The 13553-nt window shown below is 65.4% G+C and carries 10 protein-coding genes and 1 tRNA gene; 8 read left to right on the top strand and 3 right to left on the bottom strand.

What is annotated here, in order from left to right; genetic code table 11:
- Positions 1-143: 143 nt before the first annotated feature.
- The 4 genes from dnaG (at position 144) to ACFPO9_RS23470 (ending at position 5425) form a co-directional block, all read left to right on the top strand.
- Complete coding sequence (dnaG, locus tag ACFPO9_RS23485; protein WP_379775649.1) at positions 144-1946, top strand: DNA primase; 1803 nt, start codon at positions 144-146, stop codon at positions 1944-1946.
- A gap of 249 nt (positions 1947-2195) precedes the next feature.
- Positions 2196-4400: an RNA polymerase sigma factor RpoD gene (rpoD, locus tag ACFPO9_RS23480; protein ID WP_379776546.1), complete on the top strand. Its 2205-nt coding sequence runs from the start codon at positions 2196-2198 to the stop codon at positions 4398-4400.
- A 125-nt stretch (positions 4401-4525) separates the two neighbouring features.
- Positions 4526-4604, top strand: a tRNA-Ile gene (locus ACFPO9_RS23475).
- A 368-nt stretch (positions 4605-4972) separates the two neighbouring features.
- On the top strand, positions 4973-5425 hold the full coding sequence (locus ACFPO9_RS23470) for a nuclear transport factor 2 family protein (protein ID WP_379775647.1): 453 nt from the start codon (positions 4973-4975) through the stop codon (positions 5423-5425).
- A 60-nt stretch (positions 5426-5485) separates the two neighbouring features.
- On the opposite strand, the gene ACFPO9_RS23465 is transcribed toward ACFPO9_RS23470, so the two are convergent.
- Positions 5486-6067 carry a hypothetical protein gene (locus ACFPO9_RS23465; RefSeq protein ID WP_379775645.1) on the bottom strand — a complete coding sequence of 194 codons (582 nt, stop codon included), beginning with the start codon at positions 6065-6067 and terminating at the stop codon, positions 5486-5488.
- Between the two features lie 576 nt (positions 6068-6643).
- Between ACFPO9_RS23465 and ACFPO9_RS23460 the strand changes: the two genes are divergently transcribed.
- Positions 6644-7102 (top strand): glycine zipper 2TM domain-containing protein, encoded by a 459-nt coding sequence (locus tag ACFPO9_RS23460; RefSeq protein WP_379775642.1) that lies wholly within the window; start codon positions 6644-6646, stop codon positions 7100-7102.
- A 122-nt stretch (positions 7103-7224) separates the two neighbouring features.
- On the opposite strand, the gene ACFPO9_RS23455 is transcribed toward ACFPO9_RS23460, so the two are convergent.
- Complete coding sequence (locus tag ACFPO9_RS23455) at positions 7225-9501, bottom strand: CHASE domain-containing protein (protein ID WP_379775639.1); 2277 nt, start codon at positions 9499-9501, stop codon at positions 7225-7227.
- 108 nt (positions 9502-9609) lie between these two features.
- Between ACFPO9_RS23455 and ACFPO9_RS23450 the strand changes: the two genes are divergently transcribed.
- Together ACFPO9_RS23450 and ACFPO9_RS23445 are read left to right on the top strand one after the other, a co-directional pair.
- Entirely contained in the window at positions 9610-10095 is a 486-nt protein-coding gene (locus ACFPO9_RS23450) for a cupredoxin domain-containing protein (protein ID WP_379775637.1), read from the top strand.
- 54 nt (positions 10096-10149) lie between these two features.
- Entirely contained in the window at positions 10150-10767 is a 618-nt protein-coding gene (locus tag ACFPO9_RS23445; RefSeq protein ID WP_230019746.1) for an LON peptidase substrate-binding domain-containing protein, read from the top strand.
- A 48-nt stretch (positions 10768-10815) separates the two neighbouring features.
- On the opposite strand, the gene ACFPO9_RS23440 is transcribed toward ACFPO9_RS23445, so the two are convergent.
- Positions 10816-11592, bottom strand: coding sequence for an EF-hand domain-containing protein (locus tag ACFPO9_RS23440; RefSeq protein WP_379775635.1), 777 nt, complete (start codon positions 11590-11592; stop codon positions 10816-10818).
- Between the two features lie 329 nt (positions 11593-11921).
- On the opposite strand from ACFPO9_RS23440, the gene ACFPO9_RS23435 reads away from it, so the two are divergent.
- Positions 11922-13385: a DEAD/DEAH box helicase gene (locus tag ACFPO9_RS23435; RefSeq protein WP_379775633.1), complete on the top strand. Its 1464-nt coding sequence runs from the start codon at positions 11922-11924 to the stop codon at positions 13383-13385.
- Positions 13386-13553 lie beyond the last annotated feature (168 nt).

The following is a 13553-nucleotide window of genomic DNA, read 5'->3' as shown; positions in this document are numbered from 1 at the left end:
CAGGCGCTGCTGTGGGCATCCTTGCCACAGCGGCGTCGGCGTTCTCCGATTCAGGGTGGCGATGCCCTGTTGCTTGCTATAAATCAATTGCTAGCGGGCGCTGCGGTATAGTCTGAGTTTAGACAAACACTGTTATTTATCTAGTGATTCCGCAATCATTCATTACAGATCTGCTCAACCGCGTTGACATCGTCGATGTGGTCGGCCGCTACGTCCAGCTGAAAAAGGGCGGCGCCAACTACATGGGCCTGTGCCCTTTTCACAATGAAAAGTCGCCCAGCTTCACGGTGAGCCCGACCAAGCAGTTCTACCACTGCTTCGGCTGCGGCGCGCACGGCACCTCGATCGGCTTCCTGATCGAATACTCGGGCATGGGCTTCGTCGACGCGGTCAAGGACCTGGCGCAAGGCGTCGGCATGGTCGTGCCGGAGCAGGACGACAAGATCCCGCCGGCCCAGCGCGCCGCCCAGCAGGCGCAGTCGCTGGCGATGACGGACGCGCTGAACCAGGCCTGCGACTTCTACCGTGCCCAGCTGCGCCAGGCGCCCAACGCGATCGCCTACCTGAAGGGCCGCGGCCTGACGGGCGAGGTGGCGGCGCGCTTCGGCATGGGCTATGCGCCGGCCGGCTGGGACAATCTGCGCCAGGTGTTCAAGGACTACGAAGCCGTCGCGCTGGTCGAGTCCGGTCTCGTCATCGACCGCGTGGACGAGGACGGCGGCAACAAGAAACGCTACGACCGCTTCCGCGAACGCGTCATGTTCCCGATCCGGAACACCAAGGGCCAGGTGATCGGCTTTGGCGGCCGCGTGATGGATGGCGGCGAACCGAAATACCTGAACTCGCCGGAAACCCCGCTGTTCAACAAGGGCCAGGAACTGTACGGCCTGTTCGAGGCGCGCCAGCCGATCCGCGACGCCGGCTACGTGCTGGTGACCGAGGGCTATATGGACGTGGTTGCGCTGGCCCAGCTCGGCTTCCCGCAGGCGGTGGCGACGCTGGGCACGGCCTGTACCAGCACCCACGTGCAAAAACTGCTGCGCCAGACCGACCACGTGATCTTCAGCTTCGACGGCGACAAGGCCGGGCGCCGCGCCGCCCGCCGCGCGCTGGAAGCCTGTTTGCCGCAAATGTCGGACGACAAGACCATCAAATTCCTGTTCCTGCCGCAGGAACACGATCCGGACAGCTATGTGCGCGAATTCGGCGGCGACGCCTTCGCCCGCGAGATCGACGAGGCGATGCCGCTGTCTTCCTTCCTGTTAAGGGAAGTCACGCAGGAGCACGACCTCGACACGCCGGAGGGCAGGGCGCACGCCCAGTTCGAGGCCAAGCCGCTGCTGCAGGCCATGGCGCCGACCGCGCTGCGCCTGCAGATCGTGCGCGGCCTGGCCAGCATGACCCAGTCGACCCCGGCGGAGATCGAAGCCCTGTTCGAGCTGTCCAAGCCGGTATCGGTCGCGCGCAAGGCGCCGCCGCGCCAGGGCCGGCCGGAGCCGGTCGGCCTGGAACTGCAGATCATGCGCATGCTGGTGGCCCATCCGGCGATCGCGCTGGACCTCGACGAAGCCGCGCTGCGCGCCTTCGACCACTTCGGCGCCGAGCCGGCCGACCGCCTGCGCTGGCTGGTCGAACAGGCCCAGGCGCTGGGTGCGAACGCCAGCTTCGCGGCGCTGTCGCAGCAGTTGAAGGAGGCCAGCACCGAGTTCGATCACCTGGTCGCGGAGATCGCTTCCGAGCCCGAATCGGATATCGATACCGACCGTGTCTGGATTACAAGTGCTGTGCGGCAAATCAAGATGGATGCATTGAAACAGGAGTTGAACCAGTTGTTTTCTTCTGGCCTGACCCCAGATCAGGTGAGCGCCCGCTATCGCGAAATCACAGCACAGCAGGACCTCTTGATGCGGGAAGCCGCCAACGATACCCCCGCGAAATTCGCCTGATGTGTGCCCTCGGCGACACGGGTGTTCTCGACTGGAAAATACGGGGGTGCGTGCTATAATAAAACGCTAACTATTGCAAGCTTTGAAACGGTTTTTCGTATCAAGGCGCGCGTGGAGTTTCAGTTAGCAGGGCAGTAAAAGCGTGTAACAAAACTTTATCTTTAACCTAGTAAAGTCGTCGTTGTGACTTCGAAAGCGCCTGTGCCAACAAAGAAACCCGAACCCAAAGTGGCTACCAAATCCACCAGGATGTCCGCCAAGGCGGACAATTCTCAAGACAAGGCGGAAGCCCGCGTCGCGGGTGTTGCGCCTGTGAGCCAGACGACCGATGCGGAAGCACTTGCCGCCATCGACACGTCGGGCTATGTGCTGCCGGCCGTCAAAGTACCGGGGCGGCGAGGCCGCAAGCCCAAGGAATTCACGCCCGAGAACGACGAAGTCGCCGCCTTGAACGCGGTCGAGCGCGCCGAACTGAAAGCCGCGGACAAGGCCAAGGCCAAGGACCGCAAGGCCAAGGAAAAGGCGCTGCTGAAAGACGCGTTCTCGTCCGACACCGAAGCGAGCGAAGAAGAGCTCGAGGTGCGCCGCAACAAGCTCAAGGCCCTGATCAAGTCGGGCAAGGAGCGCGGCTTCCTGACCTATTCCGAGATCAACGACCACCTGCCGGACAACATCGTCGATCCGGAAGCGATCGAAGGCATCATCGGCACCTTCAACGACATGGGCATTGCCGTCTACGAGCACGCTCCCGACGCCGAGACCCTGCTGCTGTCCGACAATGTCGCCACCGTCACCAGCGACGACGAAGCCGAAGCCGCCGCGGAAGCCGCGCTGTCGACCGTCGACTCCGACTTCGGCCGCACCACCGACCCGGTCCGCATGTACATGCGCGAAATGGGCTCGGTCGAGCTGCTGACCCGCGAAGGCGAGATCGAGATCGCGAAACGCATCGAAGACGGCCTGCGCGACATGATCCAGGCGATCTCCGCCTGTCCGGTGACCATCGCCGAGATCATCGACGCCTCGCGCCGCATCGAGAACGACGAGATCAAGATCGACGAAATCGTCGACGGCATGGTCGACCCGAACGAGGACGAGAACACCTCGCCGACCGCGGTCGCCCCGGCCTCGACCGATGACGACGATGAAGACGAGGAAGAAGAGGGCGAGGAAGAGGAAGAGGAAGAAGAAGCCAACGCCGGCGGCGGCGCGGCAGGCTATTCCGCCGAGCAGCTCGAGCAGCTGAAGAATTCGGCCCTCGAGAAGTTCGCCTTCATCGGCGACCAGTTCGACAGGATGCGCCGCGCCTACGAGAAGCAGGGCTACAACTCGAAGGACTACGTCAAGGCCCAGGAAGCGATCTCCAACGAACTGCTGGGCATCCGCTTCACGGCCAAGGTGGTCGAGAAGCTGTGCGACACCCTGCGCGGCCAGGTCGACGAAGTGCGCCACATCGAGAAGCAGATCCTGGACGTGGCCGTGAACCGCTGCGGCATGCCGCGCGCCCACTTCATCAAGGTCTTCCCGGGCAACGAGACGAACCTGGAATGGGTCGACGGCGAAGTGAACGCCGGCCACGCCTACAGCGCCATCCTCGGCCGCAACATCCCGACGATCAAGGAACTGCAGCAACGCCTGATCGACCTGCAAGCGCGCGTCGTGCTGCCGCTGCCGGACCTGCGCAACATCAACCGCCAGATGGCGGCCGGTGAAATGAAGGCCCGCAAGGCCAAGCGCGAAATGACCGAGGCCAACCTGCGCCTGGTGATTTCGATCGCGAAGAAGTACACCAACCGCGGCCTGCAATTCCTCGACCTGATCCAGGAAGGCAACATCGGCCTGATGAAGGCGGTGGACAAGTTCGAATACCGTCGCGGTTATAAATTCTCGACCTATGCGACGTGGTGGATCCGCCAGGCCATCACCCGTTCGATCGCGGACCAGGCGCGCACGATCCGTATTCCGGTGCACATGATCGAAACGATCAACAAGATGAACCGGATCTCGCGCCAGATCCTGCAGGAGACCGGCGCCGAGCCCGATCCGGCCACCCTCGCGATCAAGATGGAAATGCCGGAAGACAAAATCCGGAAGATCATGAAGATCGCGAAAGAGCCGATTTCGATGGAGACGCCGATCGGCGACGACGACGATTCGCACCTGGGCGACTTCATCGAGGACAACAACACGCTGGCGCCTTCGGATGCGGCCTTGCATGCCTCGATGCGTGGTGTGGTCAAGGATGTGCTGGATTCGCTGACGCCGCGCGAGGCCAAGGTGCTGCGCATGCGCTTCGGCATCGAGATGTCGACCGACCATACGCTGGAGGAGGTCGGCAAGCAGTTCGACGTCACGCGTGAGCGGATTCGCCAGATCGAGGCCAAGGCGCTGCGCAAGCTGCGGCATCCTTCGCGGTCGGATAAGCTGAAGAGCTTCCTCGAGGGGAATAGCTGATCTTGTTGCTTGAGCCTTGACGGGTTCTGTTTAAAACAATATCCTCTCGCCACTTTGGGTTTCCGGTGTTTCACCGCCAGCCTGGAAGTGGCGAGTTTTTAGTGCGCTCGCGTAGTTCAGGTTTCGGGCCTCTAGCTCATGCCTGGTTAGAGCAGCGGACTCATAATCCGTTGGTGCCCGGTTCGACTCCGGGGAGGCCTACCAATATCTTTGCTTCATCTTCAAGGGGTTACGGTGTTCCGTAGCCCCTTTTCGCGTGCCAGCGTCGCCGGCGGTACATCAGGAACATGGGATGGAACCGGGAGTGGCGCCGAGCTTGCCCGCCGGGACGATCGTATCGGTAGGTGATAGTTTCATTCCGGAATGTCATCCATCGACGCGCAAACTCGCGCACGCACGAAGCGGATGCAGGTGTTGGCATGCGGGTTGGCCATACAGTTCGACCGATTGTCGCTCAGCATGTCTTGCAATGCCGGCCATGCAGGCCCTCTCGCCATTTCCCGGCCACCATTGCAATCTCAGTCCCACGAACGATACTGAAAGTCCGATCATCCGACATCATGGAGGAGATCATGGATGCAAACATCAGCCTGCTAAAACAGGCATATGACGCCTACGGCAAGGGCGACATCCAACGCCTGCTTGGCCTGCTTGCGCAGGACATCGAGTGGGATCTACCGGAAGTGGAAGGCATTCCGTTCACCGGCAAGCGCCGTGGCCTGGGCCAGGTATCCGACTTCTTCCGCGTGCTGGCCGAGTGTCAGGAGCCGCGTGAATTCAAGCCGGACCAGTACATCGGCCAGGGCGACCGCGTGGTCGTGCTGGGGCACGCCACCTTCACCGTCAAGGCAACCGGCGCCGAGTTCAGCGGTGACTGGTGCCACGTCTTCCGTATCGCCGGCGGCAAGATTGCCAGCTTCAAGGAATACGACGATACCTACAAGGCCGCGCAGGCATACCAGCTGCCCGGCGCCATCGCTGGCGCTGCTGCGGGCAAGGGCGCAACGCGTCCTGCGGTCCATTAATCTTCATCCATCAACGCACGCGGCTGCGCCCTCCGGGGCGTGGCTGCCCACGCCTTCGCGCTAGGGTCCTGGATGGGTATTGTCCGGCAGCGAAGGAATCGCGCGCAGGTATTCGTACATCGCCGCCAGGTCGACGTCGCTCTTCTTGCCGAAGGTCGGCCAGGGCATGACCTGCAGGATCTCGCCGGGAGGATCTTTCGGATTGTGCCCGGTGCGCAGGGTCTGGATGAACTGCTGGCGCGTGAGGCCGGCAGGCCTGCCGGCGTAGTCGGGCGTGATGTTGGGCGCGGTGAGCTTCGGGCCGAACTGGCGTCCACCCGACAGGTATTCCGGCGCGTTGATCACTTCGGGTTGCCCCAGGAATGGGTCCCCGCCCGGCGCATACGAGGGATGGCTATGGCAGTCGATGCAGCCGCTGGTGTTGACGACGTAGCTGCCCAGGCCGACCAGGGCGCGGTTCTTGCCCTGCAGGTTCAGCTTGACGCCGGGCGGCACCAGCGCGTAGCCCAGCTTGACCAGATGCTCGCCGTAGCTGTCGTTCCTGCCCTTGTCGTTGGCATTGTCGTGTGCCGAGACGGAGACAGCCGCGAGCACGGCAGCCGCCAGTCCGAGCGCGGTCGCGGTCTTCGAAGTCTTGTTCATCTTCTTTCCCTGGACGGACCTTCAAACGGAATGTCGTTCAAGTCTAGGCAGGGAGCGGCCGGATGGCGAGGCCAATGCTGCGTGGCGTGAGGCCTCTCAAGCGCTTTCGCGGTCGCCGGAACTTATCGGTGCTCGATCACGCCTACCTGCTGGCACATCTCGAGCACGGGGCAGGTCGAGCACTTCGGCATGCGCGGTGCGTTCGATCTCGATCTCGATGTCGAATGGGCGTTTTTCCATATGCTGCGGCGCCGGTGAGCCGATGGACCGGGAATACGCAGCGGCACCCCGGCTTTCCGGCCTGTCCCGGTCTCGCGCGCGGCCGCCAGCTCGGCGCTGTCCAGCAGGCGGAAGCCCCGGCCAGGGTCAAGGAATTGCGCCACTTCCGGCGGTCAACTGCTGCACGAGAATCGGAAACGGCGACACACTTGCCGCTACGGCCAGCGCATTTGGCATCCCTTGGGCATTGGCGTTGTTACAAGCGCTTGCATTTGATACGGAATCGCTCTTTCCGGAACAAGCCATGGCCGTTACCCTGTGTCCATGTCTATTAAAACAACACCCAAGGGGAATAACATGAAAACGATCTCGAACATCGGCGCCCGTCTCGCCCTCGTTGCCGCTTTTGCCGCCGCCGGCGCCGCACCGCTGGCCGCCCAGGCCGCACCGGACCATCACCAGAAAGCGTCGAATGCCCATTGCCAGAACTGCGGCACCGTGGTCTCGACCCGCACCTATGAACGCGCGGCAGAGCGCGCCAGCGGCCTGGGCGCCGGCGGCGGCGCCGTGGTCGGCGGCCTGCTCGGCAACCAGGTGGGCAGCGGCAACGGCCGCACCCTGGCCACCATCGCCGGCGCGGTCGGCGGCGCCTACGCCGGCAACCGCGTCGAGCGCAACATGCACGCTGCCACCTACACCGACGTCCGCGTCCGCATGGCCAAGGGCGGCTACCGCACTTTCACCGAGCAGGGCCGTCCGCGCTTCGGTAACGGCGACCGCGTGCGGGTCCAGCAAGGCCGCCTGATCCGCGATTAAGCGCAATTAAGCGCGGCTGTCCTTTCTCGATCACCATGCCGCTGCTTTCGCGGCGCTCGAAGCCGTCCGGCAGGAAGCGCCAGCCCTCGACGGGCACGGTCGGCGGCGTCACGATGCCTCCTTCAATGCGGGGTCGGGATGTAGAGCGGATCGGGCCTGTCCTGCAGCGCGCGCGGCAGGAACACGCACACAGTCGTGCCTTCGCCCAGCGTGCTCGCCAGGCGGATATGGCCGCCGCTCTGCTTCACGAAGCCATGCGCCATCGACAGTCCGAGGCCGGTGCCCTTGCCCTCCGGCTTGGTGGTGAAGAAGGGTTCGAAGGCGCGCTCCGCGACTTCCGGCGGCATGCCGCTGCCGGTGTCGGTGACGGCGATCCTCACGTAGTCGCCCGGCCGTATGTTGGTGATCGCCAGCGCGTCGCCTTCCTCGACGTGGATGTTGTCGAGCGCGATCGTGATGCGGCCTTCGTTGTTCATGGCGTCGCGCGCATTGATCACCAGGTTGAGCAGCACGTTCTCCAGCTGGTTCGGGTCGACCAGCGTGTGCCACAGCCGGTCGGCGATGTCGAAGCGGATCTGGATGGCGTCGCCGGCGGCGCGGTGCAGCAGGCTGTCCATGCGTTCGATCAGCTGCGCCAGGTCGACCACGCTCGGGTGCAGCGGCTGGCGGCGCGCAAAGGCCAGCAGCTGCGCGGCCAGCTTCTTTCCGCGTTCCACCGCGTCCATGATGCTGAGCAGGCGCTTGCGGCTGCCTTCATCGTTGCGCATCATGAGCTGCACGTTGACGCTGATGATGTGCAGGATGTTGTTGAAGTCGTGCGCGACCCCGCCCGTGAGCTTGCCCACCGCCTCCAGCTTCTGCGAGCGCAGCAGCGCGGTGCGCGCTTCGTCGAGCCGCACCTGGCGCTGGCGCTCGCGCTCTTCCTGCACCTTGCGCGGCCGGATGTCGCGCACGAAGGCGACGGCAGCGAAGCCGCCGTTCGAGGGCAGGGCGGTGACCGCGATCTCGACCGGCAGCGCGCGGCCATGGCGGTCCGCCAGCAGGATCTCGGTGGGGGCGGCCAGCAGTTCGCATTCGCCGCGCGCATGGAAGGCCGCGAAGTGCGCGCGCCAGCGCGGGCGCCATTCGGGCGCGGTGATCAGCTCGACGGCTTCGCGTCCCAGCGCTTCTTCCTCGCTCCAGCCGAACAGCATGGCGGCCTGCGCGTTCCAGTCGGTGACGCGGCCGTCCGCGCCGATCGCCAGGAAGGCGTCGTAGGCGTTTTGCAGGATCAGGCGGATGCGCTGGCGCTCGGCGTCGATGCGGTCGCGCGATTCGCGCAGCTCGAGCGTCATGCCGCCCGCCAGCTGCAGCGCGCGGCGGCGCTCGGTGGCCAGCAGCCACACCACGAGGCTGAGCAGCAGGCCCAGGCCGATCCCGGTCGCGGCGATCGCGGCGGTGGGGCGCTTGTCGAGCGTGGCCTCGAGCTGCGGCGCGGAGCGGATCACCATGGTCCAGGTACGGGCGGCGGTGTCCATCGTCTCGGTGCGCGAAAGCATCGCGCGGCTGGCGGGCGGCCGCGCGCCGGGCGAGCGGTACAGCAGCTCGTCCTCGCTGGCCTGCTTGCCGTCGTAGACCGCGACCTCGAGGTCGCTGGCGTGCTCGCCGCCCAGGCCGCGCATCAGGTCGTTCATGCGGAAGGGCGCGTAGACCCAGCCGCTGATCGCGGCGCGGCGCGCCGCCACGGTGGCGCGCGACATGCCGCGGCGGTAGACCGGCACGTACATCAGGAAGCCCGACTGCACGTTGCGCGCGCCTTCCTGCACCAGCGTGACGCGGCCGGTGGCGACGGCCGCGCCGGTGTCGCGCGCCGCCTCCATCGCCGCGCGCCGCACCGGTTCGCTGAACATGTCGTAGCCGAAGGCGCGCAGGTTGCGGCCGCCGAAGGGCTGGATGTGGGTGACCGAGGTGATGAAGTCGCGCGGGCCGGGCGGCTTGACCTCGTAGCCTGAAAAGCCGGCGGCGCGCATCGCGGCGACGTGCGCCTCGAGCCGCGCGGGCGGGATGATGGTGGCGATGCCGATCGCCTCGATGCCGGGATAGCGTTCGTTCAGCCTGAGGATGGCGTAGTAATCGGCGAAGTCGTCCTGGCTGACCTCGATCGAGCCGCGCAGGAAGCCGCGCGTACCTTGCAGCACCTGCTCGTACACCGCCATGCGGCGCGCCAGGACCGCGGCGAGATCGCGGACGCGGTAATCGAAGGTGGCTTCGAGTTCGTTCTCGGCGCTGCGCTCGACCTTGTCGGCCACCACATAGGTCACGATCAGCGACACCAGGAACACCAGCGCGGCCAGCAGCAGCGGGACGGATGCCGGGTAGCGCTGCGGGGCGGGTGTGGCGGGAGCATCGGAAAGCGGCATGGTGGCAAAATCATACCCGGCCATGGCCTTGCAAGGCGCACAGCAGTGGCCGACCTTGGCGCACGAAGTTGCCCCGGCTACAATGTCGGCACCCATTCGACGATGCCGATGCCCGCTCCCGATTCTGTTCAAACCCTGCCGCACGGCAGCCTGCTGCGCCGCCTGCAATGGACGCTGGCCGCTATCCTGTGCGCCGCGCTGCTGTGGGCCGCGCTGGCGCCGCTGCATTATCCGACGCGCGAACGCCTGTTCGAGTTCCCGCGCGGCGCGGCGGTCCTGCGCGGCCAGCCAGCGCCTGCGCCGGTGCCGGCCGAAGTCCGCCTGACGCTGGGCGTGCGCGACGTGCTGCTGCTGCGTAACCGCGACCTGGCGCCGCACGTGTTCGGCCAGGTGCTGGTGCTGCCGGGGCGCGAAGTGCGCCTGCCTTTCGAGCAGGCCGGCGCCTATCCCTTCGCCTGCGATCTCGCGCCGGCATCGGCGGTAACGGTGCGGGTGGGGGAGCAGCCCGACCCCGGCTGGCCGCGGCTGCGCTGGCGTTTGTCCGCCTTGTTCGACGCCGTGCGGACCCTCCCGCTACAGGGACCGGAGGACTGAGTTCGCCACGCAATCGTGCTCCGTCCCGCAAAGCGAATCTGTCATGATGCGCGCATGGCCACGATCTCCTTACCGCTGTTCCCGCTCAGCACGGTCCTGTTTCCGGATGGCGTGCTGCCGCTGCAGATCTTCGAGGTGCGCTACCTCGACATGATCAGCCATTGCCTGACCGAGGACAGCCCTTTCGGCGTGGTGCTGCTGACGCATGGGCAGGAGGTGCGCACCCCGCAGGGACTGGAGCGCTTCGTTGCTTCGGGAACGCTGGCCTCGGTGCAGGACACCACGGCCTCGACGCCGGGCCTGCTGCAGGTGGTCTGCCGCGGCAACTCGCGCTTCCAGGTGCTGGCCAGCGAGCGCCGCAGCAACGGCCTGTGGATGGCCGAGGCCGAACTGCTGGAAGACGACCACGCGGTGCGCATCCCGTCCGACCTGAAGGGCGCGGCCGACGCCCTCGACCGCGTGCTGTCCTCGCTGCACGACGTGCCGCAAAGCCGCTGGCCGGTGCAGCCGCCCTTCCGCCTCGACGACTGCGGCTGGGTCGCCAACCGCTGGTGCGAACTGCTGCCGCTGCCGAACCAGCAGAAGCAGCACATGCTGATGCTGGATAACCCGATGATCCGGCTGGAGCTGCTGCATGATGTGCTGGATGAGCACGGGTTGATTACTTCATAGCGTCATTCTCGCATGGCCACGTCGTCCCCGCCTGCGCGGGGGCGACGATCAGGCTTCTACACTGACGCCGGTGGTGCTGCCTGCATCGCTGGTTGATGCCGTCGAGCCATCGCTGCCGCCGCTGTTCTCCGCATACGCTTTCAACAGATGGAGTGCGTGCGCCAGTTCGCGCATCGGGTCTTTCTGGCGGCCGGCTTTTTCCGTGCCGCCCGCGGCCTGGTCGCTGCCGCCACTGTCATCGGCCTGGCCGCTCGCCACTTTCTTGTCGTAGGCCGCCTGTTCGGTGTCGCTGACGGTGCCGTCGCCGTCGGTGTCGGCCGCTGCGACGTAGTCGGTGCTGGTGCTGCTGGTGCCGTCGGTCGGGCTGTCCTCTTCCTCGCTGCCGCCGACGCGGCCACCGCCGCCGTGCGGACCGCCTGCGCCGTGAGGGCCGGCGGCGGCGCCCGTCCCGCCCATGCCGCCGGCGGCGCTGCTGCCGCTCGTTGCGCCCGCGGCATCGGTGCCGGCGCTGTTGTCGCTGCCGGGCGGCGGACCGCCGCGGCCCACGCGCGAGGCGTCGAACTGGGCGTTGAGCTGGTCGCCCAGCTTGGTCATCGCATCGGTGAGTTCGCTCTTGGTCACCTTGCCGTCGCTGTCGCCGTCGAGCGCGCCGAAGGTGCCGTCGATGTCGACCGCCTGGCCGTCGCCGCCGCCCTGGCCGCCGACCTTGGACAGCGCGTCCTGCAGGTCGGATTTTTCGATATAGCCCTGGTTCTTGGTGTCGAGCTTGGCGTAGACCGAGTCCGCCCAGTTCGACACGGTGTTGCTGCTGATGGTGGCCACCATGGTGGAGTCCCTTTAATTTAGTGCATTGCATCAATTATCGGACGACGGCGGGGCGGGGAGGAGGGTGGTAACTGTAAAGTCGGGTAAAGGAATGTTAAGAGAAACTGCGTAAAAACATGGCACACAAAGGTCGAAAGTACAGGAATTCATATACAGAGGGGTGGATTTGAGGTAAATTGAGCGCGGTTTAGTATCTCTACGTCCGCCCAAGCCGCCACCGCAGCTCACGCCGCGCCCGGCGCGTCCCGTACCTCCGGAGTTTCCCGCGTTGGCCATGCCAGGGCCGCTTTGGCCGTAGAGCGCAACTCTTATTACGCCCGAAAGAAAAAATGTCTGAAACGACGACCACCAATGATGCTGGCGGCGCACCCACCGTGCGTTTTGCCGATTTCGGTCTGGCGCCTGAGATCCAGCGCGCGCTGTCGGACCAGGGCTATGTCCACCCGACCCCGATCCAGGCCCAGGCGATTCCTGTCGTCCTGCAGGGCCGCGATGTCATGGGCGCTGCCCAGACCGGCACCGGCAAGACCGCGAGCTTCTCGCTGCCTATCATCCAGAACCTGCTGCCGCATGCGAACACCAGCATGTCGCCGGCCCGCCACGCGGTGCGTGCGCTGGTCCTGACCCCGACCCGCGAACTGGCGATCCAGGTCGCCGAGAACGTCAAGGCCTACGCCCAGCACACCCCGCTGCGCTCCACTGTCGTCTTCGGCGGCATGGACATGAAGCCGCAGACGGAAATCCTGCGCAAGGGCGTCGAGATCGTGATCGCGACCCCGGGCCGCCTGCTCGACCACGTCGAACAGAAGAACATCAGCCTGGCGCAAGTGCAGATGCTGGTGATGGACGAAGCCGACCGCATGCTCGACATGGGCTTCCTGCCGGACCTGCAGCGCATCATCAACCTGCTGCCGAAGAAGCGCCAGAACCTGATGTTCTCGGCCACCTTCTCGCCGGAGATCAAGAAGCTGGCCGCCAGCTTCCTGACCGATCCGCTGACCATCGAAGTCGCGCGCAGCAATGCCACCAACACCTCGATCACCCAGGTGCTGTACAAGGTCGAGGAAGGGCAGAAGCCCGAGGTGGTGCTGCACCTGATCCGCTCGCGCGACCTGAAGCAGGTGCTGGTGTTCTCGAACACCAAGATCGGCGCCTCGCGCTTGTCGCGCGCCCTGGAGCAGGCCGGCATCAAGGCTTCCGCCATCCACGGCGACAAGACCCAGCAGGAACGCATCGCCGCGCTCGACGCCTTCAAGAAGGGCGAGATCGACGTGCTGGTCGCGACCGACGTCGCCGCGCGCGGCCTCGACATCACCGACCTGCCTTGCGTGATCAACTACGACCTGCCGTACAACGCCGAGGATTACGTGCACCGCATCGGCCGCACCGGCCGCGCCGGCGCCACCGGCGACGCGCTGTCGGTCTACTCCGAGAAGGACGAGCGCCTGCTGGTCGACATCGAGAAGCTGATCAAGCAGACCATCACGCGCGGCGAGCTGACCGGCTTCGCGCCGGGCCGCTCGGGTAGCAGCGAGCGCTTCGACGGCCGCAGCAGCGGACGCCGCCAGAGCGACTCGTCGCGCAGCTTCGAACGCAGCGATCGTGGCGAGCGCAGCGAACGCGGTCCGCGCGGTCCGGGCGCCCCGCGCCGCGAGAAGGTCGATCCGTGGTTCCTCAAGCCCTACGAGCCGGCCGCGGCGCCGCGCAAGGACCCGGCGGAAGCCGTGCCGGTGGCGCAGGCGAAGCCGAAGCAGCAGCTGGCGGCCTTGTTGGGTGGATTGCCGAAGCAGTAATTAATGCCGTCATTCCCGCGCAGGCGGGAATCCAAGTTTGTTCACGTTTCGTTAACGCATGCAGAACTTGGGGTGAGGAGTGCCAATGGCACTCCTTACACCTTCGCAATGGGATGGACGCCCCCACCCGAAACGGCATCAGATGTGCCAAAGTGGAAGTGTAAAGCA

It is taken from the genome of Massilia aerilata, from assembly GCF_042656905.1.
Taxonomy (GTDB): domain Bacteria; phylum Pseudomonadota; class Gammaproteobacteria; order Burkholderiales; family Burkholderiaceae_D; genus Telluria; species Telluria aerilata.
This window is presented reverse-complemented; position numbering and strand designations above follow the sequence as displayed.

What these genes read in the sequence shown, in the direction of transcription:
- ACFPO9_RS23440 (WP_379775635.1), bottom strand. Translation starts at nt 11,592, where the DNA reads ATGGTGGCCACCATCAGCAGCAACACCGTGTCGAACTGGGCGGACTCG.
- ACFPO9_RS23455 (WP_379775639.1), bottom strand. Translation starts at nt 9,501, where the DNA reads ATGCCGCTTTCCGATGCTCCCGCCACACCCGCCCCGCAGCGCTACCCG.
- ACFPO9_RS23435 (WP_379775633.1), top strand. Translation starts at nt 11,922, where the DNA reads ATGTCTGAAACGACGACCACCAATGATGCTGGCGGCGCACCCACCGTG.
- rpoD (WP_379776546.1), top strand. Translation starts at nt 2,196, where the DNA reads ATGTCCGCCAAGGCGGACAATTCTCAAGACAAGGCGGAAGCCCGCGTC.
- ACFPO9_RS23465 (WP_379775645.1), bottom strand. Translation starts at nt 6,067, where the DNA reads ATGAACAAGACTTCGAAGACCGCGACCGCGCTCGGACTGGCGGCTGCC.
- ACFPO9_RS23450 (WP_379775637.1), top strand. Translation starts at nt 9,610, where the DNA reads ATGCCCGCTCCCGATTCTGTTCAAACCCTGCCGCACGGCAGCCTGCTG.
- ACFPO9_RS23445 (WP_230019746.1), top strand. Translation starts at nt 10,150, where the DNA reads ATGGCCACGATCTCCTTACCGCTGTTCCCGCTCAGCACGGTCCTGTTT.
- ACFPO9_RS23460 (WP_379775642.1), top strand. Translation starts at nt 6,644, where the DNA reads ATGAAAACGATCTCGAACATCGGCGCCCGTCTCGCCCTCGTTGCCGCT.
- ACFPO9_RS23470 (WP_379775647.1), top strand. Translation starts at nt 4,973, where the DNA reads ATGGATGCAAACATCAGCCTGCTAAAACAGGCATATGACGCCTACGGC.